We start from the raw sequence: 26,878 nt of genomic DNA on the forward strand, positions 1-26,878 counted from the left end.
CACTCCTATGGACGCAAGATTACGGTGTATGGTTGGGTAATCGTTGGGTCAGAACGAATTAATACACCATCTTGCGTACGAATGCTATTGAGGGTATCAAGATCTCGACCGATACGATCGGCGGGCAGAAAACCCTGCGCAGTCGCTACAACGACTCTAGATTGCATCCCAACAACACGTGCATTCACCAGTACACCGCCTTCTTGACGTAACATGGTTCCGGTCAGCACATACTGAATGTCTTGTTCTTGGGCAAGATCTTTCCAATCACGGCTAAAGGCAAAGTCACCCTGATTCGTGACTTGAATCGACCCCGTGGTTTTAAAGTCGACAACTTTAAAACCACGGCGTTGGAACTGATGTATAAATCCTTCCGAAACCGAGTTGCCTAACCAGTTGGTCGCATCCATATTTTGCAAATCAACAAACGAGGTCACGGCAATAGGAGTACGTGCCGAAACGCTCGTATTCGAGATCATTAGATCTTCAGTCATACTCTCGATAAAGAAGTCAAGAGTATGACGCGGACTCTCCATCAACATAAACTGAGAGCCTGGGTAAGGTTCCTTACCATTATAAATTGGAGCATAGGCACAAGCGGTGAGAAACACCACAGGCACTAGCGATAACCATTTCTTCATTCTCAAATCTCCGATACATTAAGGCTCAAACGTTCGCAATCTTTAGCTCTCTCCTAAAAGTGGAACGCTCTTTGCTTTTCTAACTGTGCAACCATTTAGAAAGCACCACCAAAATTAGCTAAAGATTAACAAGCAAAAAACGAACCAACTTGGTAAACGGATATGAAAAGAATACTGCCACTATTTATAACAGCCCTCTATATCAGCCTCTTAAGCCATAAGGCACTAGCAGGTTGGTATGAAGTGACCGGTAGCGCTACGGTAGTTTCATCCGAAGAAGTGGCACGAATCCACGCGCTGGAGGATGCGCTGTATAAGGCGGTAAGGTTTTCTGGTGCCGACATAGGCAGTATTTCCAATCTGCGCCCCTTACTAGAAAGTGACCGTAAAGAGTACCAGTTCAGTAACAGTGAGGTTCGCTATATCTTGGTGGACGAGCAAATTGTTCGCCGTGGCGTGATGGCAGTAAAAGCGCGCATCGATATTTACCCATCGGCAACAGGTTGCCACGTTGATCAATACAAGAAAACCTTCCTGGTCGGCAATATCGATGTTGAGTCTCCACAACAAGCGGTTATGGGACAGATCTACAGCATCGGTGATGACTTTGCTAATGTGATCAATCGTCAACTAGACCAAGAATCCGCTAACTTTGTGTCTGTTGGCACAACCGATTACGAGATTAACAAACGCTTTCCGGAGCGCCTGAAGATGATCGCAGAAGATACCGGAGCCCAGTACATTATCGGAGGCAAGATCTCAGATCTAACGGCAACTATTGAGCAAAATTTACTGCGCGATGACGTCATAAACCGCCAATTTGCCCTTGAGATGACCGTTTTTGACGGCAAAACAGGCAACGAGGTATATAACCGAAACTACCGTGAAGTGGCTCGCTGGCCTTTTCCTAAAACCAGCCAAGTCGATACCAAAAGCGCACGTTTCTGGGCGTCAACCTACGGCGACATGATGCTACGTATAAGCCGCAATATTATGCTTGATTTGGAGTCAGAGGTTTCTTGTAAGATCACTCTGCCTGAGGTTGTTGCTAAATGGGGCAATACTATCACGATGGATCTCGGCCGCGTGCATGGCGTCGAAGCAGGAGACAAACTGCAACTCTGGCATACTGGCTCCTTTATCGATCAACGAGGCTTACCGCGCAATAAAGTGTCAGAAACCAATATTACGTTAACGGTCTCTCGCGTTTACGAAAATGAAGCAGAGCTAACTGTCGATCAATCAGAAATGGCGAGCAGTATCCAGATCGGTGATGTCATGCATAAGATACTTTAAATCAATGTGTTGATGCGGGATAATCTCTTGCAATAACTTAGCTCCCGTGGCACAGCTGGATAGCGCGATCCCCTCCTAAGGGATAGGTCACAGGTTCGAATCCTGTCGGGAGCGCCATTTAATCGAGGCAGAAAGGTGATCCCCCTTCCTGCCTTTTTCTTTTCCTGCTTCACCATCTTGGATGTTTCATCTAAAATAACTATTAATAAAGTTATCGATAACGTCCAATGAAAAAGAGTAATTTGACGACAAACACTGGTCATCGCTTTATATCTAAAGCAAAGACAGCGTTTAAAATTCACATACACACTCCCGATGATAAAGTCCTACATCGCTCCGTAGGCTATATTCGTATTGGTGAAAAAAAAGGCCTGCAGAAGGCGATCAAACTACGTAACCAATTAGGCTCAGAAATGTGGGGCAAGTTTTGGCGACGAATTCTCAAAGACCCTTATTTGATGACCCGGCTTCCTCACTCCGTCGAACCTAAGATCATTTTTAAACCTAGGCCAACCAAAGAGCATCCCGACGCGAAAGACGAGTGCTACATTGCGGCTTGGCGAAACTATGATGAAAACGGCAAGCTGATTTACCGCAGCGTCGTGTGTTCAATAAAAAAACATGGTCGCTTAGCGGCATACAGCAAAACCAAAAAAGCGCTGCTAGATGCGAATAAGGAAAACCTAGAAATATTGGAGTTTATGGGGCGGCTTAACAGTATCGACTTGAAATAAAAAAGCCTTGGTCAAATACCAAGGCTTTTTCACATTAAACTGGGTCAGCAATTATTTTGCTTCGTACTCGAATGCAGGTACTGTAATTTCTACACGACGGTTTTGTACGCGACCTTCTTTAGTTTCGTTAGAGGCGATTGGGTTATTTTCACCTTCACCACGAACAGTAATGCGTGAAGCATCGATACCTTCTGCTTGTAGAGCATCAGATACTGACTGAGCACGCTTCTCAGAAAGCTTCTGGTTGTATGCCGCTGCGCCAGATGTATCCGTGTAGCCAACTACCTCAACGTTTGCTTGTGGGTATTCATTCATAAATACCACTAACTCGTTTAGGATTTGCTTGCTTTCAGGTTTTAGCTCAGTGCTGTTCAGTGCAAAGCTACCAGAATCAACAACTTTAGTCTCGAATGTCTTGATTACAGGCGTTACAACCACGACTTCTTCAACTACTGTCTCTTCAACTAGCTCTTCTTGAACTGGCTCTGGTGTTGGCTCATCGCTACCACCGAATTTAGTACGGAAACCTAGCGTGAATGAGTTTGCATGGAAACGAGTCGTATCAATGTCGATATTGTTGAAGTGCTGGTATTCAGCTTGTAGATCAATGTTTGCAAATAGGTTGTAGTTTAAACCTAAAGCACCGAATAGCGTTTCATCATCTTTGTCGCCATATTGAACGTAAGAAGCACCTGCTTTAACAAACAAGTCTAGATCTTCGTTCATTGGGAATGACAAACGTGGCGCTAGAGTGTAAGCAGAAAAGCCCGCATCTTCATAGCCAGCACCTGTTGTTTTACCAAGTGTATCTAAGCCAAACTCGATCGCAACAAAATCATCGGCTTCATAACCTAGGAAAGAACCTAGCGCCCATGAATCTTCATCACAAGAGCTTGAAGAAGATGTACATAGGTTATTTAACCAAGACACACCCGCTTTCGCACCTAAATAGAACTGAGCATTCGCCGACGCCGATGCTACTAGGAGAGTTGTTGAAATTACCGCTGCTAACTTTTTCATTATTATTTCCTTTATTGATATGCCAAATACCACCAGCACAATTTATAAGCCAAACTACAACAATTAGTTACAGTATGAACTGCGTGTAAGATTAACCCTATAACTAAGTTAGTACAAATCTGACAGCGTTAAAAAAAATAATAAGCAAAGTTTCGGTTTTACTTCTCAAAAATAAGACAAAGCCCCAACCGAAGTTGAGGCTTTGATAACTGACGTTGTCGAGAGTTTATATTATTGCTGCACTTGGTACTCAAATGCTGGAACAATAACTTCTACACGACGGTTCATTTCACGACCTTCGCGAGTAGCATTTGAAGCAATAGGATCGTTCTCGCCTTCACCTTTTGCAGAGATACGTGAAGCGTCAACACCTTTAGCTTCTAGTGCAGCAGCTACAGATTGAGCGCGTTTCTCAGAAATCATTTGGTTGTACGAAGCAGCACCTGATGTATCAGTGTAACCAATCACTTCAACCGTTGCTTGTGGGTACGTGTTTAGGAAATCTACTAGCTTATCAAGTTGAGAAGCACTTTCTGGGTTTAGCTCAGTGCTGTTTAGCTTGAAGCTGCCTGTACCTAGTTGTTGAGTTTCAAATGTTTTTGTTACAACAACTGGCTCAGCTGGCGCTTCAACGACTTCTTCAACCATTTCTTCAACGACTGGCTCTTCTACTGCTTCTTCGTGGCTACCGAATTTGTAGACGAAAGCTAGAGTCGCGCTGTCACCTTTTGCACGAACTAGGTCGTTGTTGATGTCTGTTAGCGTTTGGTATTCAAGACGAACAGCAATGTTTTCGTTTGAATCGAATTCCACACCTGCAGCACCTAGGTAAGAGTAATCTTCTTCGCTACCGTAGTTGACGAATGCGCCACCGAACTTACCGTATAGAGAGATTGCATCTGTAATTGGTAGGTTTAGCTTAGGCGCAAGTGTGTAAGCTTCTACTTTGTCGTTGTCTAGACCTTCGCCATCGAAGCGACCTAGGTAATCGTAACCAGCTTCAATAGATAGGAAGTCCCACATTTCGTAACCAGCAAATGCACCTAAAGTTGAAGATTCAGTGTCGCAGTCAACTGTAGTAGAAGTACATGCGTCATCTAACCAAGATTTACCTGCTTTACCACCTACGTAGAATTCTGCCATTGATGGTGCTGAAGCAAGAAGAAGAGATGCTGAAATTACCGCTGCTAATTTTTTCATTGATGATTCCTCAAAATCGTTGTCGTTAGAGTTACTCTAGGTGCTCATCGCCATTCGAGCTTTAATAAACTCGCATGGCGACAGAGCACCCTAATGCACTTCCAATTGTGAGTTGTCCCTGTTCAAACTGGTTACTAAGCAGGAGCTCGTGTAACCGACGAGAGGCACTATAAACATTTTCCAAAGCGATAAAAGGGGGGATATGTCAACATATTGTCAGGGGAGTTTCAGCAAAACATCAGCAAAAAGCGTGACATCAGTCACACCAAGGGTTTGTTAGGGGATGAGCAATAGCAGAATAAAATCAACAATTTAGCAGTTAACCGGAACATTCTCACATATGAGACATAAATATGTACAGCCAATCCTACAAAAGATACCAATGATTCATGCTTATTATATAAAGCAAAAAAAAACCGCAGCCTTCAGACTGCGGTTTTTTCCATTAGTTCACTTTAAGCGTTAGCTTCTCGTTCAGCAATAAAAGCAAGAGCCATCTTCATGCGCGCGATACAACGCTCTTGGCCGATAAGCTCCATTACCGCATCCACTGAAGGTGATTGACCACCACCAGTAACCGCAACGCGCAGTGGCATACCGATTTTGCCCATGCCGATTTCTAGCTCTTCACAAACAGCAGCAATAACACCGTCTTTAATATTTGCTGTTGTCCACTCTTCTAGTGCTTCTACTTTTGCAAGAGCAAGCTCTAACGGACCTTTAGCAACCCCGCGTAGATGCTTCTTAGCTGCGCCTGCTTCAAACTCAGAGAAATCTTCATAGAAGTAGCGGATCTGCTCAGCAAGTTCGACCAAGGTGTTGCAACGTTCACCCACCAGCTTGATCACTTCAGTGATTGCTGGACCGTTTTCAATGCTTAAGTTTTGGTTGTCTAGGTGCCACTGTAGGTATTCTGCTACGTACTCAGGCTCAGAAGTCTTAATGTAGTGGTTGTTCAACCAAAGCAGCTTCTCAGTGTTAAACGCTGACGCTGACTTAGAAACGGCATTCAAAGAGAACAGGTCGATCATCTCTTGTTGAGAGAAGATCTCTTGATCGCCGTGAGACCAACCAAGACGCACTAGGTAATTGTTCAATGCATTGGGTAAGTAACCTTCATCACGGTACTGCATAACAGATACCGCACCGTGGCGCTTCGAAAGTTTCGCACCGTCGTCACCTAAGATCATTGCACAGTGTGCAAACGTCGGTACTGGTGCACCCAATGCTTCGTAGATGTTGATTTGACGAGGCGTGTTATTGATGTGGTCTTCACCACGAACAACGTGCGTGATGCCCATATCCCAGTCATCGACTACGACAACGAAGTTGTACGTTGGCGCGCCGTCGGTTCGACGAATAATAAGGTCATCCAGTTGGCTGTTAGCGATTTCAATACGACCACGAATTTGATCTTCAAAGACCACACTGCCTTCTTTCGGGTTACGGAAGCGAACTACAAACGCGTCACCTTCTTGTGCTGCAGCATTGGCAGCAACCACTTTAGGGTGGTTCGCGTCGTAACGTGGCATTTCTTTCGCCGCTTCTTGCTCTGCTCGAATTTCTTCAAGCAACTCTTTAGATGCATAACACTTGTATGCTTTATCTTCAGCAAGCAGCTTATCTACCATTTCGTTGTAACGATCAAAACGCTTTGATTGGAAGTAAGGACCTTCATCCCACTCTAGCCCCATCCATTGCATACCTTCCAGAATCGCATCTACCGCTTCCTGAGAGTTGCGTTCTAAGTCGGTGTCTTCAATACGCAGAACGAATTCACCGCCTTGAGCTTTAGCGTAAAGCCATGAGTAGAGTGCAGTACGCGCACCACCAACGTGAAGGTAGCCTGTTGGGCTAGGAGCAAAACGAGTTTTAACCGTCATGTATAAATACCTTGATTGTCTAAATGACTGCACTTCCCTCTTTTACTTCAGGACAGTGCCAAAATTGCGCGTTATTTTAGCACCGATATGCAAATCTACAATCAATCGTTGATATGTTTTACTGCCCAAGAGATAAACTCCTGACGCTGGTCCGGTGTCATTGAAAGGAAATCGCTTTGCAGGGCAGTTTTCGTCATACCTTCTGCTTGAAGTTGTGGCTGACTAATCACTTTAGCCCCAGTCGTTTTTTTAGTCACAGAAGCGGTTGCAATCGCTGCTTTACCGCCAGCTTGATTATACCCTTGAAGCATTGCGTCATAATCTTTGATCAAGGAAAAGCTCTGGTCGTAAATTAGGTCGGTCATAATCTCAACATCTTGGCCATTGCTGGTCACTTTAATGCTCGGAGACTTCTCAAACTTAGTCACACCACGCTCATCACGGATTGCAAAAGGCGTTTCAAATAACAAGCTCTGATCATTAGCGGTAAACTTAGCCACAATAGGAACTGAGGTGAAGCGCTCCTTACCCCCATTTTTATCGATCAAAGCAGTCACTCGTAGTAACAACTGGTTGTCACCATTGGCTATTTTTAAATCCCCTTTGCCTTGCTTAGGCACCTCATTAATCGCTTGATTTACGGCTAAAACCTCAACTCGACTGTCAGTCAAAATTGTTACTTGAGCAGATACATTAAAGGCGACCAGTCCGCCAAGTAGTGCTAGCGCTTTTTTCATCGCTTAAACCTCTTACACTTAAAACACCAAAGGCGGATACACTATCCGCCTTATTATTAAACCATCAGAGTTAGAATACCCATTCCGTACCAACTCGAATCATCAGATCGTCGTCATACACTGTACCATTAGATTCAGTAGAACTCTGCTGCGTCAATCTCAAGAAGGTGTAAACCGAGTTAAATGAGTAACCCAGCTCGCCAGATATTGAGGTTGAGTCCAGCTTATCTGTGCTACTACCATCTTCTTTACCAGATTGGTCAGCGTAACCAACGCGCACATTCATATCGCCCATGTAGTAGTTTGCTTGGATTGAATAAGCATCGATTTCACGTTCTTTGTATGCACCAGCAGAGCTCGAGTCTGCATCGAACGAACCTGACTTGTATGCACCCAGAATGTTAAAGTTATCCAGTGGACGGAGTTCAAAGCCTGCGAAGTAAACGTCGGTATCGCCAACTAATGATGTATCAAATTCGGTCCCTTCTGCCATTTCAAAAGCGGCGTGTAGCGTCAGCATATCAACCGGAGTGATCGAAACGGAACCACCATAAAAGTTTGAGTCAGTAGAGTTCGTGCTACCGTTACCACCAGCAAGGCTAAATTTGACCATGTCACCGAACATTGGTGAGTCATAACGGCCCATTTGGCTCTTACGGTCAAAATGGAAGCGCTCGCCAGCTTGCCAACCGCGGTCAAAAGTACGACCTAAGTTAGATGCTGAGTATGGCCAGTCAACCAATTCGTACAATGGAGTTAACATTCGACCAAAGCGAACTTGTCCCCAATCATCGCCACGGAAACCGACAAACGTGTCACGGTTACCCAGTGTTGCACCACTATCCAGTACCCAACCTGACTCAACTTGAGCGAACGCTGTTACACTATCAGTCATCACTTTCGCGGCGCGAAAACCTACGCGAGTTTCGTTCTCAAGTGCCCAGCCGACATCTTTTGCATCCGGATCACCTTCAACCACAGACGCGTTGTAATCAACGGCAGAAATAGAAACCACACCATACACTTCTACGTTGGCATCGTTTGGATCACCAATCATATACGCATTTGCAGTGCCCACGGCCATGGTGCTTGCTGCTATTGCGGCGCCAAGAAGAGTCTTTTTGAAATGAGACATAAGATTAACCCCTATATATTAGAATTTTAATTTCCAAGTCCCCTGCATCTCTCTCTAAGCGATTGATTTGCAGGGGGACTATTTATGGACGGGGAGATGGTGGCAAACTTTTTTCGCGCCAAGAAATCAAGCTAAGAAATGTCTGACTTAGTTCAAAATCAAGAAAGGAAAATAAAGATAAATCCTTTTATAACAATAAATTAAACTAGAAATTCCTTACTGAAAAATCGTCAATTTAGATTTATCAGCCACACACACCTTAATATGATGGCAATTTCGCAAGCCTGATCACATCAGTTTTTGAATGATTTACGGAACTTTAGAAACTAGGAAAAATATCTTTGAATTGCCTCGCAATAAAAATCACGGCTACGTTGACTAAATGTGTCTATTTTGACGTTTTTGATTCTGTACTAGCACGCTTGACCTTCCCCTTGAGGTAAGGTTTATGCTGTTGTGCAATGAGTATTTTTGAGGTGCAATTATGTTGACGTTCAATATCCCGTTAACGGGACTAAGCTGCATGGGATGCGCAAGAAAAGTAGAAAAAGCACTGCTCGAGCAACATCAAGCGGTGATCACGGATCTGTCTCCCACTCATGTGCAAATTGAGACAGACAGCTCTTATCAAGAGATTTCAGAGACGATCAACAATCTAAACTATCAAGCTGGCTATCAGTATCAGCTTTTTTTATCTGGTTTATCTTGTGGTAAATGCGTAACCAAGCTTAGCAGCAGGTTAGAGCAAGAGCATCTTGTTGGCCAGTTTGAACTCACCAAAGAAACCCTAAACATAGAAACGGCACTCAGTATTGACGAGCTTCAAACGATCATCAGCGAAGTCGGATACTCCTCCCACTTAGAGCAACCTGTCCAATCTGCCCCCCCGCTCAAACAAAGCCAACCAACCGCTAGCTCCTGCCCGAATACGGATGCGCCTCAGTACACGACTCATTTACTGATTAATGGTATGACATGTGCGAGTTGTGTCTCGTCAGTCGAAAAAGCGCTGTTCAGTGTAAATGGCGTAACAAAAGCTCAGGTAAATCTTGCAGAACAAAGTGCGATGGTGGTCAGCCAAAGTCAAGACGATGACTTTACCCAGCGTTTAACTGGCGCGATTCAATCTGCAGGCTATCATGCAGAAATCATTGATCAGCCAGAAACTCAGCAGGAAAAGCAAGCACAGCAACAAGCCGAACTCCAGTCTTACTATAAGAAAAGCGCGTGGGCGGGCATGTTGGTTGGCGGACCACTTATGTTGTGGGGAGTGGCCGGTGGTAACATGATGATCAACAGTGCATTCGATCAACTTGCATGGGGCGTTGTCGGCGTAATTTGCCTGTGGCTACTGGCTACTGCTGGCCGTCATTTCTTTACCAATGCGTGGCAAGCACTTACTCACAAAAGAGCAACCATGGATAGCCTAGTTGCTCTCGGTACTGGTGCCGCATGGTTGTTTTCGATGTTAGTGGTCTTGTTCCCCACTTGGTTTCCAGCCGCTTCCAGACACGTCTATTTTGAAGCCAGTGCAATGATCATCGGCCTGATCTCACTCGGTCACTATATAGAGGCAAAGGCAAAAGCCAAAACAACTCGTTCTTTGCAGGCTTTAATTGGCTTGCAAGCAAACGAAGCCACAGTCATCACTGAAAGTGGCGATCAAACAATTGCCATTGCAAGTATTACCCAAGGGATGCGATTGCGGATAAAGCCAGGTGAAAAACTTCCTGTTGATGGGGCTGTTCTATCGGGTGAGTCTTATGTTGATGAATCTATGTTAACTGGTGAGCCGCTACCTGCTTATAAGCAACGCGATGACAAGTTGTCCGCCGGAACCCTCAATCAAGACGGAACCTTAATACTTGAGGCGACAGATGTTGGCAGTTCAACCATGCTTTCCCGCATCATCTCTATGGTTAGAGAGGCGCAAAGTAGCAAGCCTGCTATCGCTAAACTTGCCGATCAAATTTCCGCTGTTTTTGTACCTGTTGTGGTGGCTATCGCCATTTTCGCAGCTGCAGTGTGGTTTATGGTCGGCCCTGAGCCTAAAGCAAGTTATATGTTGGTGGTGGCTACCACCGTGCTGATCATCGCTTGTCCGTGTGCCCTTGGGCTCGCCACACCACTGTCTATTACGGTTGGAGTCGGAAAAGCTGCGGAAATGGGGATCTTAATAAAAGATGCTGACGTTCTTCAGTCCACAAGTCACGTCGACACTGTTGTATTCGATAAAACAGGAACCTTGACGCAAGGGAAACCGGTTGTGCGAAAAACGTTTGCCGTGAATAACGATAGTGAGCAACTACTTACCCTAGCGGCAAGCATTGAAAATCTGTCTGAACATCCTTTGGCAAAAGCCATTGTTCAAGAAGCGGCGAAGCAAAGCTTACCACTGTTAGCGGTCACTGACTTTAGTAACCAACGTGGCAAGGGGGTGTATGCGCGCTACAAACAACAAGAGCTCTGCGTTGTTTCTCTGGCTCATGCCGAACAACAAGAGTGGGATCTCTCATCTTTGCTACACGCTATTGAACAATGTAATAGCAATGCATGGACTCCAGTCATCGTTTCTCTTAACCAGCAAGTCTATGGGCTGATTGCTATCTCAGATCCGATCAAACCAGATGCAAAGCAAGCGATAGAGCGGCTAACAGCAATGAATATCAACGCAGTTATGTTAACGGGAGACAACCTATATGTTGCCAATGCCATTGCAGAGTCTCTCAATATCAAACAAGTAATATCGCAAGTCTTACCGGATGAGAAAGCCAAACACATTGCCGATTTACAAGCACGCGGTAAACGTGTTGCTATGATAGGTGACGGCGTCAACGATGCCCCAGCTTTGGCGCTTGCCGATATTGGTATCGCAATGGGGAGTGGTAGTGATGTCGCCATTGAAAGTGCTCAAATGACAATTCTTAACTCGTCACCATTCGCGGTAGTTAACGCCATTGAGCTCTCTAAAGCGACAGTCAAGAACATGAAACAAAACCTATTCGGAGCCTTTATCTACAACTCCTTAGGTATACCTATCGCCGCTGGAGTGTTGTACCCAGCATTTGGATTCCTATTGAGCCCGGTCATCGCAGGCGCGGCAATGGCACTATCGTCCATAACTGTCGTCAGCAATGCCAATAGACTCAGACTGTTTAAACCGACAACTCGCTAACTTGAGGTTACTATGAATATTAAACTGCTTACTTTGACAACACTTACTCTGTTATCAACCCAAGCGCTGGCCACAGACGTGATCAATCATAAATCGCCTTATTGCGGTTGTTGTACTGAGTGGACAAAACACATGCAAGATGCTGGCTTTAATGTTGAAGAGAAGTTACATCAAGACATGAACCCAATTAAACAAAAACTTGGCGTGACTCCAGAGCTCGCTTCATGCCACACCGCTCAAATTGACGGTTACGTCTTTGAAGGACACATTCCAGCAGAAGACGTAAAAGCCTTCTTAGAAAACCCTCCTAAAAATGCGAAAGGCTTAGCCGTTCCTGGAATGCCGATGGGCTCACCTGGCATGGAATATGGTGACAAAAAGGATGAGTATTCGGTGTATGCCTTTAACGAGAAAGGCCAAGTATTTGAATATCGTCATTACCAAGGTAACTAATGGACAAAGCCCAGCACTAATGCTGGGCTTTGTGTTTCTGGCTTACAAACAGTATCTATTGGCTAAGGCTAATCCTTGATTAAATTAACCATCATTTCGATATGCTGGTCGTCGTCATTCAAGCAAGGAATGTAAGTAAACGACTCACCACCATGCTCTTCAAAGATCTCACAGCATTGCTCTGAAATTTCTTCGAGTGTTTCTAAACAGTCAGATGAAAAAGCGGGAGCAATGATATCGAGCTTTTTCACGCCCCTACTCGGCAGTTGCTCGAGCGTTTTGTCAGTATAGGGCTGAAGCCACTCTTCACGACCAAATCGCGATTGGTAAGTCATGCCAATTTGCTCAGAGCTTAAGCCCAGCTCCTTTCCAAGTAGCTCAGTGGTACGCTCACAGTGCTGCGGATAAATATCACCGTTATCAGCGTAACGCTTAGGTATACCGTGGTAAGAACATAGAAGGTAATCACCGCGTCCATTTTTATCCCAAGAGCGACGGACACTCTCAGCGAGAGCTTTGATGTACAAAGGGTGCTCATGATAATCGCGCACAAAACGATACGCTGGTATAACGGGGATTTTCTTAAAGGCTTTTGCCAATCCATCCGAAACTGCTGCAGTGGTCGTCCCTGAGTACTGTGGATACAAAGGCAGAACGATTACCTCTTCAACACCTTGAGAAATTAACGCTTCAATACCGCTCTGAAGGCTCGGGGCTCCATAAGTCATACCTAGCTCAACAGGCATATCAGTCGCTTGCTGTAGCTTTTTTGCTTGTCGCTTTGAATACACCATCAAAGGGGAACCGTCTTCCATCCAAACGGTTTGGTAAAGCTTAGCGACTTTAGGTGAGCGAATAGGCAAAATCACACCATGCAAAATCGGACACCATAACCAGCGAGTCATATCGACCACACGCTGATCATGGAGAAATTGGCTTAGAAACTTTTTTACCGCTGGTGCTGTTGCTTCATCTGGTGTGCCTAAGTTGACTAAAAGGACACCTTGTTTATTCTTATTTTGCATAACCGCCTATCGCACTAAAATGAAACTTTACGTAGAGAAGATCGTTATAGATCAACCTATAAGCAAAAAAAAGCGACCCTAATTGGGTCGCCTTCACTATAACAAATTTTCAAAATTCGCTGTTAGCTATTTATGCTAGCGCTTTCTCGATATCAGCACTAACTTCAGCAACTTGCTTAGTACCGTCAAACTTAAGGTACTTAGTGTTACCAGCTTCAGCTTCTTTACCGTAGTAAGAGATAAGCGGTGCAGTTTGCTCATGGTAAACACCAAGACGAGCACGTACTGTTTCTTCTTTGTCGTCATCGCGTACCACTAAGTCTTCACCTGTTACGTCATCTTTACCTTCCACTTTTGGTGGGTTGTAAACAACGTGGTAAGTACGACCAGAAGGAAGGTGCGCACGACGACCAGCCATACGCTCAACGATCACGTCATCAGCTACGTCAAACTCAATAACGTAATCTACTGCTACGCCCATTTCTTTCAAGCCATCAGCTTGTGGAATTGTGCGAGGGAAACCGTCTAGTAGGAAACCTTTTTCGCAGTCATCTTGAGCAATGCGCTCTTTAATTAGGCCAAGGATGATTTCATCAGAAACTAGCTGACCAGCGTCGATAACAGCTTTAGCTTGTTTGCCAAGTTCTGTACCGGCTTTGATAGCAGCACGTAGCATGTCACCAGTAGAGATTTGCGGAACACCGTATTTTTCCATGATGAAATTAGCTTGTGTGCCTTTACCTGCACCTGGAGCACCTAGAAGAATGATGCGCATGTTGAATCCTCTTAAGATAATGATGATTTATACCGAAGCTCACTATGGATGTGATTGTCTCTCACGTGCTTAGCTCACGGTAAGTTTCGGTATAACTGTTCTTACAGTTAACAATAAAACAGGCGTGCACATTACACGCCTGCTCGTTTGGTTTCAAGATTGCATTCTAACATACAATTTCAAACCAAAGCGCCATTTACGACTAAAGAATGCTTAAACACTCACACTAGCCTGTAACTTCGCGCGGTTTTATTCACGATTAACGCAAATAAATCAAAAAGCCCGCAAGATGCGAGCTTTTTGCAAGTTATTTGGCTATTAGCCCTTAGTCAAAAGCGTATTGATTGCGCCAAGGAACTGAGAAGGGTCTTCCATAGAACCACGTTCCGCTAACATAGCCTGACCCAACAGAACTTCGACCCAACGGCCAAAAGCTTCTTCATCCGCTTCGTCAGCCATTTGTTTAACCAGAGCGTGCTCAGGGTTTATTTCGAAGATGTATTTCACTTCAGGAGCCGCTTGGCCTGCCGCTTCAAGAAGTTTGGCCATCTGCGTACCCATCTCAAAATCATCCGTGACAACAACCGCAGGAGTAGATGCAAGCTTGAACGTAGTACGAACCTCTTTAACGCGATCGCCCAAGTACTCCTTAGTACGTTCAACCACAGACTTAAACTCTTCTTCCGTTTCCTTCTGCTTTTCTTTTTCTGCTTCGTCTTCAAACTTGCTCAGGTCTAAACCCGCTTTGGTGATTGACTGGAACTGCTTACCATCAAACTCTGTTAAGTAGTTCATCACATACTCATCGATACGATCGTACATTAGAACAACTTCAATCCCCTTCGCTTTAAATTGCTCTAGGTGTGGGCTGTTTTTCGCAGCTGCGTAACTGTCAGCCGTGAGGTAATAGATCTTATCTTGGCCTTCTTTCATGCGCTCAACGTAAGAGGCCAGTCCCACTGTTTGATCAGCTGAATCCACTTCCGTAGAAGCAAAGCGAAGCAAGCCAGCAATTTTCTCTTTATTACTCATGTCCTCAGCAGGACCTTCTTTCATAACGAGACCAAACTGCTTCCAGAACGTTTGATACTTCTCTTCATCGTTTTTCGCCATGCGCTCAAGCATAGTAAGTACACGCTTAGTACATGCGTTGCGCAGCGACTGAGTCACTTTGTTGTCTTGAAGGATTTCACGAGAAACGTTCAGCGGTAGATCATTGGAATCAATTAAGCCGCGAACAAATCGTAGGTAAGATGGCATGAATTGCTCAGCGTCATCCATGATAAATACGCGCTGTACGTACAGCTTAAGACCTGATTTATGATCGCGATTCATCATATCCCAAGGCGCTTGAGAAGGAATATATAGCAAGCTGGTGTAGTCGTTTTTGCCTTCTACTCGGTTGTGGCTCCACACCAGTGGATCGGCAAAATCGTGCGAAACGTGTTTATAGAATTCCTGATACTCTTCTTCAGTGATATCAGATTTGTTGCGAGTCCACAGTGCTTGAGCTTTGTTGATTTGCTCCCATTTCTTCTCGCCCGTTTCTTTACCTTCGTCATCGCGTTCAGCCGTTTGAATCGCAACCGGAATGCCAATGTGATCAGAGTACTTACTGATTACTTCACGTAGACGCCACTCATTGAGAAACTCTTTCCCTTCGTCGCGCATGTGCAGGATGATGTCCGTACCACGTGATGACTTAGTAATGGTTTCAATGGTGTATTCACCTTCACCTGCAGAGTGCCACTGAACGGCATCTTCAGGCGATAAACCTGCAGCTCGCGTGCGTACGGTTACCGCATCAGCAACAATGAACGCTGAGTAAAAACCAACGCCGAACTGACCGATAAGTTGCGAATCTTTCGATTGGTCTTCTGACAATTTAGAGAAAAATTCCGCAGTACCCGATTTCGCAATCGTACCAAGGTGCTCAATCACATCGTCACGGCTCATACCAATACCGTTGTCAGAGATTGTCAGCGTATTCGCTTCTTCGTTAAAAGACAGTTTTACGCCAAGTTCAGCATCACCTTGATAAAGGTCTGGGTTAGACAGCGCCTGAAAACGTAGCTTGTCTGAGGCGTCAGATGCGTTAGAAATTAACTCACGCAGGAAAATCTCTTTATTGGAATAGAGAGAGTGAATCATTAGATGAAGTAACTGCTTTACTTCAGATTGAAAACCACGAGTTTCTTTATTGTGTGTAGCTGTTTCGCTCATGTTCGCTCCATTACGCTTTAACTCGACGAACCCCATATAAGCCCATGGGGTTACGACTCAAATAGTCTGCAGTTAACATGAGGGTGACAAATGTAAATTCAAGGTCAAAAGACATAAAAACAGTGTTTTTTTGTTGTAAATTTGACTATTCTTGTAACCCGAAAAAATCAAAAAAGCTAAAATACAGTCACACTAACTGCTAAGCCCACGTAAACTGGGCGAAAAATTCAAACTGATATATCGATAGAAACGGCCAACATTAATGAGCAATATAGGTACTAAGTTTAATCTTGCGAACAGATTTACTTTCGATCCCAACACGAACGCTCTAATTGATAGAGAGTGCGACGATGAACTGATCCGTTTGGGCAGCAACGAAAGTCGAATCTTACTTCTGTTATGTGAAAAACCCAGCGAAGTAGTTTCTCGTAATGAACTGCATGATTTTGTATGGCGTAAACAAGGTTTTGAGGTTGATGATTCAAGCTTAACGCAGGCAATTTCAACCCTACGTAAGTTATTAAAAGATTCCACAAAATCTCCACAATATGTGAAAACGGTACCTAAGCGCGGCTATCAGTTGATTGCCGATGTTGAACGCACAACCCCCCTCATGAGTGGCGATGTCAGTGACGTTGAAGACAGCTTGGATGAAACCCCAGATACGGTTGTTGAAACATTTGCAGAAGTGCCTCACCTTGAAGAAGAAAATTCAGTCGATGAGACCCAAGCGAAAGCTTCCCAAACCGCCTCTCCAAAAGAAACAGATGGCAAAAAATGGCTTGTGCGCATTATCTTATTGCTCGCCATTATTCTTCCTCTATGCGTTTTACTATTCACTAACCCTGCTGAATCGAAGTTTCGTGAAATCGCAGTTTACGATGGTACGCCTGTAAAAACGCCATTGAATCACCCGGATCTGACCCGTTGGTATCCATCGATTGAGCAATGTGTAAAAAAATACAATGAGACTCACGTAGCCGAGCTCGCTCCCGTTGAAGTGATTGCAACAGGTGGCCAAAACAACCAGCTCGTGTTGAACTACATTCATTCACTAAACAACTCCGGCGAAAACATTACATTGCGCATTTTTGCCGAACAAAAAGATCTCGGTAGAGTTTGCCAATAGGAACGATGACAATGAATCAAAAACTAGCCGCTGGACTACTTATTGTTTCCGCCCTATTTAGTAGCTGGCTCTATTGGGGCAGTGACTTAAAAGTCGAACAAGTCCTAACCTCGAATGAGTGGCAATCCAAAATGGTTACTGTCATAACAGCACCACTCCAAGAAGAATCTGTGGGACCGCTGCGTAAAGTCGATGTGGTTTCAAATGTGAAGTACTTACCAAACAAAACGTACATACGCGTCGCTACTGTTCGCTTGTTTGCTGAAGATTCAGATCGTGAAGAAAATGACGTCGTCATTAATATTTCTGAGACGGGCGAATGGGATATCAGCGATAACTATTTGCTGGTCTCTCCAGCAGAGTTCAAAGACATCTCATCGGCACAAAGCAAAGAGTTCACTCCGGAGCAGCTTGAATTGATTACCCAACTGTTCAAAATGGACGCTCAGCAAAGCCGACGCATTGATATTGTCAATGAAAAAACACTGCTGCTCACCAGCTTAAGTCATGGCTCGACGGTGCTGTTCTCGAATTAATTTTTCATAAAGGGGCATGATGCCCCTTTTTTATTTGTGTACCATGGACTGGATAAACTCTCTCGGCCTATTTATTGGCTCCTTTATATCTAACACCCTCGCTTCACTTTCCGGAGGCGGTGCTGGGCTGTTGCAATTCCCACTACTGATTTTCTTTGGCCTGCCTTTTTCGGTTGCCTTAGCAACGCATAAGGTCGCAAGCGTTGCATTAGGGTTAGGTGCAGCATTTACACACATTAAGCAAAGAAGTTTCAGCTACCCTATCGCCATTTATCTGGTTGTTGTAGGCAGTGTCGGCGTCGTCATCGGTGCCAATATTGTGCTTCTTATTCCAGAACAATTTGCTGAGAAGCTGCTGGGTTTAATGATTTTGGCGATTGGCCTGTACTCACGCTTCAAGAAAGAACTTGGCCAAACGGAGTCTCCACAGCACCGAGATCGCTGGGGCTTTATCATTGGAGGCCTCGGTCTAATTACGATTGGCATCATTAACGGTTCACTGACGGCAGGTTCTGGATTATTGGTCACTATGTTCCTCGTGCGCTGGTTTGGTTTCAATTACAAGCAGGCGGTGGCGTTAACCTTATTGTGCGTCGGACTATTCTGGAATGGTATTGGCGGGGTCGCTATTGTCCAAGCGGGAGCCCCCGTGTATTGGCCTTGGTTACCGATTCTACTGATTGGCTCTTTTGTCGGAGGCGGACTTGGAGCCTACCTAACCACACGTTATAGTAACCAAATGATAAAAATTTGTTTTGAAATTCTGACGTTTGCCGTCGGGGTTAAGCTATTGGTTTAGTTCGGAGGAAGGATGGACAAAGCTAAAATCGACATATTTTACTGCCGCCAATGCAACTGGATGCTGCGTTCAACTTGGCTAAGCCAAGAGTTACTTCATACCTTCAGCGAGGAAATAGAGACAATTTCACTGCATCCGGATACGGGTGGTCGATTTGAAATCTTCTGTAATGGGCAACTTATTTGGGAACGAAAACAAGATGGCGGCTTTCCTGAAGCCAAAGTGCTCAAGCAAAGAGTGCGCGATGTCATCGACCCAGAGCGGGATTTGGGTCACTCTGACAGTAAATAAAGAAGGCAGCCATTGGCTGCCTTCTTCGTTAATCATCGATCGAACACTGTGCGATCACGTCACCATCAAAGCTAACGACCTTCAACACACCTTGCTCCAACAAGCCATAGCTGGCTTTATATCCATCGCGAGGAAAAGTCACCGAACCTGGATTAAACACAAACTGTTCACCATCAAGTGACGCAACAGGGATATGAGTATGTCCATGCACAATCACATCGCGAACCTTTAATCCAGGGCGCTTATTCGCGTTGTACAAGTGACCATGAGTCAGAAACAAACGTTGCCCAGACTCCAGTAGCACTAGCGCATAATCCGACATCAAAGGAAACGATAACAACATTTGGTCGACTTCGCTGTCGCAGTTTCCACGCACAGCGGTAATCCTATCGGCATACTGGTTCAGCTTATCAGCAACAGCTGGCGGATTGTATCCGTCAGGAATGGGATTACGCGGACCGTGGTTAAGTACGTCTCCCAAAATAATTAAGTGCTCAGCGCCTGAATTATCAAAATGCTGGAGCACTTTTTCGGTTGCAGGCAAACAGCCATGCAAGTCTGAGGCAAAAAACAGTTTCACGACATCATCTCCTCAAAAATAGTGAGGCCATTTTACGTATTTAACTGTTCTCCGTCATCCGTGCCATACCATTTATCACGATATTGTTGTAACTGACCATGCCTATCACTTGCCCATCTTCAATCACCGGAGCTCGACTGATACCAAATCGTTCAAATAAACGTGCACAGTATTTGACATTCATATCTGGTGAAACCGATAAAGCGGGCTTAGTCATTATTTCATATATGTTCGTTCGCTCTGCGGAACGGTTCTTCGCCAAGACCTTCTTCGCAATATCATTCATTAGCACCAGTCCATATTCATCGTCTTGGTGCCGTTTGTTAACCACCAAAGCTTTGACCTTGTTCACTCTGGCAACTTCGATTCCTTCGCTTACGGTTCTTAGCCCATCAATCATAGCGTAAGTACTGGCCATGACATCTCTGACACGGATTTTCTCATGGTCACTCATAGTTCATCCTCAACCACTTTGGTTAACTCTTCCACTTGGTGTGCAACACCAACAGCATCTTCAATATCAATTTGAATCGCGATCCCCTGCCCCGACTCTTGGTCGAACTCACCAACCTCATTGATCGTTTCTAAGATATGGCGAGATAAATGCTCTTCAACAACAAACAGCAACACGTCTTTTTGCACCTCTAGGGTTAAACCAAAGAACGTCCGCTTTTTGTTCAGCCCTTCACCACGAGCGTTATTGATCACGGTTGCACCGGTTGCTCCGGCATTTCTCGCTGCATCTAGCACAGGTTCGGTTTTACTGTCTTCGACAAAAGCCAGTATCAATTTAAAGCGCATTTTCGCTCTCCTCCTTCGCTGACCTTTGGTTGAGCCAACGAGTGATTTGGGCATAGCCCATTACAGAAATCATCGGAAACAAGCTGGCAAAAGCGATCAAGCCAAAGCCATCAATCATAGGGTTTCGCCCAGGTACCGTTGACGCCAGCCCCAACCCAAGCGCCGCAACTAAAGGAACGGTTACCGTCGACGTAGTCACTCCACCAGAATCGTAAGCAAGCGGGACAATCATTTTCGGCGCATAGAACGTCTGAATCACAACCACAACGTAGCCAGCAATAATGTAGTAATGAATGGGGTCACCGACGACAATACGATAACTTCCTAAAGAAATACCAATCGCCACCCCTAAAGCCACGGCAATTCTTAGACCATTAACACTGATTGAGCCACCAGAGACCTGATTCGCTTTAATCGCAACAGCGATAAGGGAAGGTTCTGCGATGGTGGTGCTAAACCCGATACAAAAAGCAAAGCCATACACCCAGTAGTAATCTGGCCAACTCACTTTTACTGAGTCTGACAATTTAAACTGAGTAAGGAACTCGGGGGCCGTGAGCTGTGTAGCCATAGTTTCCCCCAAAGGGAAAAGTGCCATTTCCAACCCGATCAGAAATAGAGATAGGCCAACAATCACATAGCCAAAGCCAAGAACCACTTTAAGCAAATTGGTTACAGGCTTACGCAATACCGCGAATTGGAAGCCAAAAATGATGGTAATGATGGGAATGACATCGCTAACCGTGCCAACGAAGGTATCGATGAAGTGACTAAACTGAATCATGCAATCACCATCCCGTAAATCATGACAAACATCATAGGTAGCAAGGAAGCAAATGCGATCAAACCAAACCCATCAATCATAGGATTTCTGCCTTTAATCGCTGAGGCAAGCCCGACGCCTAGCGCCGTAACTAAAGGAACAGTGATGGTTGAAGTCGTCACGCCTCCAGAGTCATAAGCAACTCCAATGATGCTCTCTGGTGCAAATATAGTCAGCACTACAACGCCAATATAGCCCCCGATAATCATGTACTGAATTGACCACCCTTTTAAGATGCGCAGTACGCCGAGCATGATCGCGAAACCGACCGAAAGTGCAACGGTGTAGCGTAATCCATTGGCATAATCATCCATCGCTTGTTCGTTATGCTGGATCATTCCTCCCTCAGCAGCGACTTCAGCGGCTTCGTCAGCCACAGCAGTTAACGCAGGTTCCGCCACTGTCGTTCCAAATCCCAAACAAAAGGCAAATATCATTAACCAAACAACACTGCCTTTTCTGGCAAATGCCTGTGCCATCGACTCCCCGATAGGAAAGAGTCCCATTTCAAGACCAAAAATGAATAACGTGAGGCCAGAAACGACCAAAAGTAAACCGAACAGAATAGAAACCAGGTTGGGTAGCGGCTCTTGCAGTACGACTAACTGAAAAAAAGCAATCACAGCAATAATTGGAAGTAAATCCCTTAAACTTCCTAGAAACGCTTTCATGAGCGCGGTAATTGCTTCCATCTCTCATCCTTGCTAACCATTTATGGCTATTATGATGACAAAGGAAACAAGACTTTGATGTGACTCGTATTGCGAGAAAAAACATAAACGTAACAAAATGTTAATTTTGTGATAATCATACTCTTTCTAAAGTGATTGATCCTAAATTGGCCTAACTCGCTATAATTACTAGAATTAGCTAAAAAATTCCTGCGTCTGAAGCTAGGAGGGGAAGGAGATTAAAATGAAAATACTGCTCACCGGAGGCACCGGTTTCATAGGCAGAGAATTGCTCAAGCACTTCACTACCTATGATGTCGTGTTGCTAACTCGCTCCCCACAACAAGCGAAGGCTGTTGTCGATTTCGCTGACATGGGTAACGTGTCTTATATCTCTAGCTTAGAGCAGTTTCATGATCTCAATGAATTTGATGCCGTCATTAATTTGGCCGGAGAGCCAATCGCCGACAAACGTTGGAGCAAAAAACAAAAGAAGGTCATCTGCGACAGTCGCTGGCAATTAACGGAAAAAATTGTTGACCTGATCCACGCCAGTACAACACCACCATCGGTTTTTATTAGTGGCTCAGCAGTAGGTTACTACGGCGACCAGCAAGAGCACCCATTCGATGAAGCTTTGCATGTCCATCACGAAAGCTTCCCTCATCACGTTTGTGCCAAATGGGAGAACATCGCTAATCGGGCAAGGTCAGAGGCCACCAGAGTTTGTATATTGCGAACCGGAATTGTTCTCGCACCTGAAGGGGGGGCTCTGAACAAAATGCTAGCCCCTTATAAATGCGGCCTTGGCGGCCCTATCGGTAGCGGAAAGCAATACATGCCTTGGATACACATGCTCGACATGGTTCGTGCCATTGTCTATTTACTGGACACAGAACACGCTCATGGAGAGTTCAACATGTGTGCACCTCACCCAGTAACAAACAAGCAGTTTAGCCAAACTTTAGCCAAGTCATTAAAAAGGCCGCACTTATTTTTCACCCCAAAATGGGCATTGAAGCTCGCAATGGGAGAAAGTTCAGTTCTGCTGTTCGACAGTATTCGCGCCAAGCCCAAAAAACTAACTGAGCTTGGTTTCCGTTTTAGCTACTCACGAATTGAACCCGCTTTAAAAAATCTATTACAACACCATGAATAATCTTTTACTCTATTGTTCTTAAAAGGAAACAGAGTAACTCAAATGGCAAAATCGATCCTGATTACAGGGTGCTCTTCAGGTATTGGGTACGTATGTGCTCATGCTTTACAGAAAAGGGGCTATCATGTCATTGCTTCTTGTCGTCACCCAAACGATGTTCATCGACTACAACAAGAAGGGCTGACTTGTATCCAGCTTGATCTCACTGACACTCAGAGCATTACAACAGCGGTCGCTCAGACGTTAGAGCTAACAAATGGTAAGCTAGATGCACTCTTCAACAACGGCGCATATGGACAGCCCGGAGCGTTAGAAGACTTGCCTACAGAGGCACTAAGAACACAGTTTGAGACCAACTTTTTTGGTTGGCATGAGCTCGTAAAGCAGATCCTGCCTCATATGTTAGAGCACAACAGTGGACGCATAATTCAAAACAGCTCCGTTCTTGGTTTTGCCGCAATGAAATATCGTGGCGCCTACAACGCTTCGAAATTTGCCCTCGAAGGCTGGACAGACACCTTACGTCTTGAACTGATGGACACTGGCATTCAGATTAGCTTAATTGAACCAGGCCCCATTGAGACTCGGTTCAGAGCGAATGCCAAGCAAGCATTTATCCAGTGGGTTGACCCTTCACATGGCCGACATCAAAAGCACTATCAGCAGCAGTTGGAAAGACTAGATAAAGAATCATCGAACAACGCTTTCGTGCTGCCAGCTGAATCATGTATCGCACCCGTCATCCATGCTTTGGAATCTCCAACCCCTAAAATACGCTATCGAATTACCAAACCAACGAAAGTGTTCGCTGTTTTAAAGCGGCTTCTTCCAACTCGATGGCTAGACCAAATATTGCGACGAGCCGCATAAAGAAAAAGTAATGCAATGTAATTTTACCGTAACATTTAGAGGTTAGTATCCATCCTGAAGTGAATCACTTCTGACCATAATTAAAAGCGTTACATTCGGTAAAAAGACATGACATTAAACCAGCTTAACTGGCTCAGTGTGGGTGTTGCGCTAGCTTTGTTTATCATTCTATAAACACCTTCGCTTGCAATTTATTTGCTAAAACACCGCATTCACGTGCGGTGTTTTAGTATCTAACACCCAGCTACTTGATATTCGATGTTATCGGCCATATGTTTGAGATTATAATTACTTGCAAGGATTCCTTTGATGCAATCTCCGTTTATTGTCGAGCTAAATGAACAGAACTTCCGCCAAGTGCTGGAAGGTTCAGTACAAACCCCAGTACTCATTCACTTCTGGGCTCCGATGAGCCAAGAAAGTGCGCAAATCATTCCACAACTCCAGACTCTCGCCCAGCAATATAACGGTGCTTTCACGCTAGCCCTACTCAACTGTGAACAAGAGCAGATGATCGCATCCCAGTTTGGTGTCCAAGCATTACCAACCATCGCTCTATTCATGAATGGTCAAGCCGTTGATGGTATGGGGGGGCCACAAGATATTAGCGCTATTCAAGCAATGCTGACCAAACATCTGCCCAGCGAAGACGAACTAAACCTCAATAAAGCGCTTGAGCTCATTCAACAAGGAATGCAGTCACAAGCGTTAGCTTTACTGCAATCCTTACCAACTGAAACTCAACAACAAGGTGAAGTTAAGCTTGCCCTTGCTGACTGTTACCTTGAAACGCAAGATTTTAGCCAAGCTAAACAACTACTTGAACATATTCCGCTTCAGTTCCAAGACAACTACTACAAAGGCCTAGTCGCTAAGTTGGAACTTCACGAGCAATCTGCCAATAGTCCGGAAATTCAATCGCTTGAACAAGCTTTAGAACAAGACCCAAACAACAGCCAAGTTGCAGCAGAGCTTGCACTAAGTTACCACCAAGTAAACCGTGACGAAGAAGCGCTCGACCTTTTATGGCGTTTTTTACGCGCTGACCTTAACGCTCAAGATGGTGAGCTTAAGAAACACTTTATGGACATTCTTTCTGCGCTCGGACAAGGCAATGCTACGGCTTCAAAATACCGTAGACAGCTTTACTCTTTACTGTATTAGGTTGTTCTAAATCATAAACTTAAAGCCGGCTTGTCCGGCTTTTATTATGTCTAAATTTAGCCATAGTTCTCATTTCGTCCATTGTCACCCACGCCCAAATAAGCAACAATCGTCATAGACATTTATAAAAGGAAATAGACATGGCTATTGACTCTCTCATCACCATCGGCATCTTTCTGTTTGTCGTTATTGCTTTGATTTTTGCGGGTATTAAGACGGTTCCTCAAGGAAACCATTGGACAGTAGAACGTTTTGGCCGCTTCACTCATACACTAAAGCCTGGCCTTAATATGATCATTCCATTTATCGATGGCATTGGTCATAAAGTCAACATGATGGAGCGTGTTCTTGATATCCCTGCGCAAGAGGTGATTTCTAAAGATAACGCTAATGTCACTATCGATGCGGTTTGTTTCGTGCAAGTTATCGATGCACCAAAAGCTGCATATGAAGTTAATGACCTCGAACATGCAATTCGCAACCTGACCTTAACCAACATCCGAACAGTACTGGGTTCTATGGAACTGGATGAAATGCTCAGTCAACGTGATTTAATCAACAGTCGACTTCTAACTATCGTTGACGATGCAACCAACCCTTGGGGTGTAAAAGTCACTCGAATCGAGATTAAAGACGTTCAACCACCAGCCGATCTTACGGCGGCAATGAATGCGCAAATGAAAGCTGAACGTAACAAACGTGCTGATATTCTCGAAGCGGAAGGGGTACGCCAAGCTGAAATCTTAAAAGCGGAAGGTCACAAACAGTCAGAAATCTTAAAAGCCGAAGGTGACAAACAAGCGGCAATATTACAAGCAGAAGCCCGTGAGCGTGCCGCAGAAGCGGAAGCAAAAGCGACGGCTATGGTATCCGATGCAATCGCGAAAGGTGACATGCAGGCAGTCAATTACTTCATCGCTCAAGGGTATACAGAGGCGCTTAAATCCATTGGTCAGGCAGAAAATGGCAAGATCATAATGCTACCGCTAGAAGCCACTGGGTTAATGGGCTCAGTCGCTGGCATCGCCGAAATGTTTAAACATCAATCTCAAACTGAGAATAAGTAGAGGTCGCCTTGTTTGAATTTCTCGAGTCAATTAATCACTGGCATTGGCTAGCGTTAGGTTTAGCTTTACTTGCTGTCGAACTCCTGGGTACCGCTGGCTATTTTTTGTGGCTCGGATTATCGGCAATGCTTGTGGGGATTTTGCTCACCTTTATCCCAATGAGTTGGCAATTGCAATGGGTCGCCTTTGGCGTGTTTTCACTCGTCACGACCTGGATTTGGTGGCGACGCCAATTTAGCCGCGATAAACACGGGGACTCGCAAAGAGCACTCAATCAAAAAGAGAAACAGTTGATTGGTGAAAACGTTTTGCTGGAAGAAGATTTTCCAGCAGGAAAAGGGCGAATTAAAGTGGGCGATACGACCTGGACGGCGCAATCAGATAAGCCAATCAAGGCTGGAGTGATGGTCAAAATTGTTCAAGTCGACGGAATAATTCTAACTATAGAAGAAAAAATATAGCTCATCGTTAGCCAAGACGACTAAAAAAGGCGAGGTTTTTACCTCGCCTTTTTATTTTAATTATCATTATCAGATGGTTAATAAGGTTACAACATAAAATAAGTTAACCAAAATAAGCGTATTTACGGGATTTAAATAATAGAAAAGTAACAAGCTCTCTCATTAACAGCTAAATAGATCATAAGGTTATTAATTATCAATCAACAATAAGTTTAAGTTATTTATTAAAG

Annotated in this window: 27 protein-coding genes and 1 tRNA gene; 14 read left to right on the forward strand and 14 right to left on the reverse strand. The window is 44.6% G+C overall.

Going from position 1 to position 26,878, the window contains the following annotated elements; all coding sequences use genetic code 11:
- Positions 1-5 precede the first annotated feature (5 nt).
- Positions 6-641 (reverse strand): FlgO family outer membrane protein, encoded by a 636-nt coding sequence (locus tag RH45_RS14230; protein WP_008078271.1) that lies wholly within the window; start codon positions 639-641, stop codon positions 6-8.
- Positions 642-803: 162 nt separating this feature from the next.
- On the opposite strand from RH45_RS14230, the gene RH45_RS14235 reads away from it, so the two are divergent.
- The 3 genes from RH45_RS14235 (at position 804) to RH45_RS14245 (ending at position 2,671) form a co-directional block, all read left to right on the forward strand.
- A complete protein-coding gene (locus RH45_RS14235; RefSeq protein ID WP_008078272.1) occupies positions 804-1,937 on the forward strand; it encodes a flagellar assembly protein FlgT in 1,134 nt (377 codons plus the stop codon).
- Between the two features lie 40 nt (positions 1,938-1,977).
- Positions 1,978-2,054, forward strand: a tRNA-Arg gene (locus RH45_RS14240).
- A 110-nt stretch (positions 2,055-2,164) separates the two neighbouring features.
- The gene (locus RH45_RS14245) at positions 2,165-2,671 is read left to right on the forward strand and encodes a hypothetical protein (protein WP_008078273.1); all 507 of its coding nucleotides are present in this window, start codon (positions 2,165-2,167) and stop codon (positions 2,669-2,671) included.
- A gap of 51 nt (positions 2,672-2,722) precedes the next feature.
- On the opposite strand, the gene RH45_RS14250 is transcribed toward RH45_RS14245, so the two are convergent.
- From RH45_RS14250 to RH45_RS14270, 5 genes are all read right to left on the reverse strand, one after another.
- Positions 2,723-3,691: an OmpA family protein gene (locus RH45_RS14250; protein ID WP_008078274.1), complete on the reverse strand. Its 969-nt coding sequence runs from the start codon at positions 3,689-3,691 to the stop codon at positions 2,723-2,725.
- Positions 3,692-3,922: 231 nt separating this feature from the next.
- Positions 3,923-4,891, reverse strand: a complete 969-nt coding sequence (locus tag RH45_RS14255; RefSeq protein WP_008078276.1) for an OmpA family protein — start codon at positions 4,889-4,891, stop codon at positions 3,923-3,925.
- Positions 4,892-5,346: 455 nt separating this feature from the next.
- Positions 5,347-6,774 carry a glutamate--tRNA ligase gene (gene gltX / locus RH45_RS14260; protein WP_008078278.1) on the reverse strand — a complete coding sequence of 476 codons (1,428 nt, stop codon included), beginning with the start codon at positions 6,772-6,774 and terminating at the stop codon, positions 5,347-5,349.
- Positions 6,775-6,875: 101 nt separating this feature from the next.
- Positions 6,876-7,511, reverse strand: coding sequence for a DUF2057 family protein (locus RH45_RS14265; RefSeq protein WP_008078280.1), 636 nt, complete (start codon positions 7,509-7,511; stop codon positions 6,876-6,878).
- 70 nt (positions 7,512-7,581) lie between these two features.
- Positions 7,582-8,646: a porin gene (locus RH45_RS14270; RefSeq protein WP_008078281.1), complete on the reverse strand. Its 1,065-nt coding sequence runs from the start codon at positions 8,644-8,646 to the stop codon at positions 7,582-7,584.
- A 484-nt stretch (positions 8,647-9,130) separates the two neighbouring features.
- Between RH45_RS14270 and RH45_RS14275 the strand changes: the two genes are divergently transcribed.
- Together RH45_RS14275 and RH45_RS14280 are read left to right on the forward strand one after the other, a co-directional pair.
- On the forward strand, positions 9,131-11,821 hold the full coding sequence (locus RH45_RS14275; protein WP_008078284.1) for a heavy metal translocating P-type ATPase: 2,691 nt from the start codon (positions 9,131-9,133) through the stop codon (positions 11,819-11,821).
- A gap of 12 nt (positions 11,822-11,833) precedes the next feature.
- On the forward strand, positions 11,834-12,274 hold the full coding sequence (locus RH45_RS14280; RefSeq protein ID WP_008078286.1) for a DUF411 domain-containing protein: 441 nt from the start codon (positions 11,834-11,836) through the stop codon (positions 12,272-12,274).
- Between the two features lie 68 nt (positions 12,275-12,342).
- Here RH45_RS14280 and hemH read toward each other — a convergent pair whose 3' ends face one another.
- The 3 genes from hemH to htpG all read right to left on the reverse strand — a co-directional run bounded on the left by hemH (position 12,343) and on the right by htpG (position 16,297).
- Positions 12,343-13,299, reverse strand: a complete 957-nt coding sequence (hemH, locus tag RH45_RS14285; protein WP_008078288.1) for a ferrochelatase — start codon at positions 13,297-13,299, stop codon at positions 12,343-12,345.
- A gap of 130 nt (positions 13,300-13,429) precedes the next feature.
- Complete coding sequence (gene adk / locus RH45_RS14290) at positions 13,430-14,074, reverse strand: adenylate kinase (RefSeq protein ID WP_008078302.1); 645 nt, start codon at positions 14,072-14,074, stop codon at positions 13,430-13,432.
- A gap of 318 nt (positions 14,075-14,392) precedes the next feature.
- Positions 14,393-16,297, reverse strand: coding sequence for a molecular chaperone HtpG (gene htpG / locus RH45_RS14295; protein ID WP_008078304.1), 1,905 nt, complete (start codon positions 16,295-16,297; stop codon positions 14,393-14,395).
- Between the two features lie 262 nt (positions 16,298-16,559).
- Here htpG and RH45_RS14300 point away from each other — a divergent pair, with 262 nt between their 5' ends.
- From RH45_RS14300 to RH45_RS14315, 4 genes are read left to right on the forward strand one after another with little or no spacing between them, the layout of a single operon-like run.
- Positions 16,560-17,426 carry a winged helix-turn-helix domain-containing protein gene (locus tag RH45_RS14300; protein WP_008078306.1) on the forward strand — a complete coding sequence of 289 codons (867 nt, stop codon included), beginning with the start codon at positions 16,560-16,562 and terminating at the stop codon, positions 17,424-17,426.
- Positions 17,427-17,437: 11 nt separating this feature from the next.
- Positions 17,438-17,962, forward strand: coding sequence for a regulatory protein ToxS (locus RH45_RS14305; RefSeq protein WP_008078308.1), 525 nt, complete (start codon positions 17,438-17,440; stop codon positions 17,960-17,962).
- Between the two features lie 43 nt (positions 17,963-18,005).
- Positions 18,006-18,761, forward strand: coding sequence for a sulfite exporter TauE/SafE family protein (locus tag RH45_RS14310; RefSeq protein WP_039958703.1), 756 nt, complete (start codon positions 18,006-18,008; stop codon positions 18,759-18,761).
- 12 nt (positions 18,762-18,773) lie between these two features.
- Positions 18,774-19,052: an Rdx family protein gene (locus tag RH45_RS14315; protein ID WP_008078311.1), complete on the forward strand. Its 279-nt coding sequence runs from the start codon at positions 18,774-18,776 to the stop codon at positions 19,050-19,052.
- 28 nt (positions 19,053-19,080) lie between these two features.
- Here RH45_RS14315 and yfcE read toward each other — a convergent pair whose 3' ends face one another.
- From yfcE to RH45_RS14340, 5 genes are read right to left on the reverse strand one after another with little or no spacing between them, the layout of a single operon-like run.
- On the reverse strand, positions 19,081-19,632 hold the full coding sequence (yfcE, locus tag RH45_RS14320; protein ID WP_008078312.1) for a phosphodiesterase: 552 nt from the start codon (positions 19,630-19,632) through the stop codon (positions 19,081-19,083).
- A gap of 40 nt (positions 19,633-19,672) precedes the next feature.
- A complete protein-coding gene (locus tag RH45_RS14325) occupies positions 19,673-20,086 on the reverse strand; it encodes a CBS domain-containing protein (RefSeq protein WP_008078313.1) in 414 nt (137 codons plus the stop codon).
- On the reverse strand, positions 20,083-20,433 hold the full coding sequence (locus RH45_RS14330) for a P-II family nitrogen regulator (RefSeq protein ID WP_008078314.1): 351 nt from the start codon (positions 20,431-20,433) through the stop codon (positions 20,083-20,085). The genes RH45_RS14325 and RH45_RS14330 overlap by 4 nt, the downstream gene beginning before the upstream one ends.
- Positions 20,423-21,217 (reverse strand): DUF1538 domain-containing protein, encoded by a 795-nt coding sequence (locus RH45_RS14335; RefSeq protein ID WP_008078315.1) that lies wholly within the window; start codon positions 21,215-21,217, stop codon positions 20,423-20,425. Before RH45_RS14335 ends, RH45_RS14330 begins: the two co-directional genes overlap by 11 nt.
- A complete protein-coding gene (locus RH45_RS14340; RefSeq protein ID WP_008078317.1) occupies positions 21,214-21,948 on the reverse strand; it encodes a DUF1538 domain-containing protein in 735 nt (244 codons plus the stop codon). Before RH45_RS14340 ends, RH45_RS14335 begins: the two co-directional genes overlap by 4 nt.
- A gap of 223 nt (positions 21,949-22,171) precedes the next feature.
- Between RH45_RS14340 and RH45_RS14345 the strand changes: the two genes are divergently transcribed.
- The 5 genes from RH45_RS14345 (at position 22,172) to RH45_RS14365 (ending at position 26,648) form a co-directional block, all read left to right on the forward strand.
- Positions 22,172-23,086, forward strand: coding sequence for a TIGR01777 family oxidoreductase (locus tag RH45_RS14345; RefSeq protein ID WP_008078320.1), 915 nt, complete (start codon positions 22,172-22,174; stop codon positions 23,084-23,086).
- 42 nt (positions 23,087-23,128) lie between these two features.
- Entirely contained in the window at positions 23,129-23,956 is an 828-nt protein-coding gene (locus RH45_RS14350; protein WP_008078322.1) for an SDR family oxidoreductase, read from the forward strand.
- 309 nt (positions 23,957-24,265) lie between these two features.
- On the forward strand, positions 24,266-25,120 hold the full coding sequence (locus tag RH45_RS14355; protein ID WP_008078323.1) for a thioredoxin family protein: 855 nt from the start codon (positions 24,266-24,268) through the stop codon (positions 25,118-25,120).
- Positions 25,121-25,260: 140 nt separating this feature from the next.
- Positions 25,261-26,187 (forward strand): SPFH domain-containing protein, encoded by a 927-nt coding sequence (locus RH45_RS14360; RefSeq protein WP_008078325.1) that lies wholly within the window; start codon positions 25,261-25,263, stop codon positions 26,185-26,187.
- An 8-nt stretch (positions 26,188-26,195) separates the two neighbouring features.
- The gene (locus tag RH45_RS14365; protein ID WP_008078327.1) at positions 26,196-26,648 is read left to right on the forward strand and encodes an NfeD family protein; all 453 of its coding nucleotides are present in this window, start codon (positions 26,196-26,198) and stop codon (positions 26,646-26,648) included.
- Positions 26,649-26,878: the final 230 nt, after the last annotated feature.

Origin of the sequence: Vibrio sinaloensis DSM 21326 (assembly GCF_000189275.1) — a bacterium.
Classification (GTDB): Bacteria; Pseudomonadota; Gammaproteobacteria; order Enterobacterales; family Vibrionaceae; genus Vibrio; species Vibrio sinaloensis.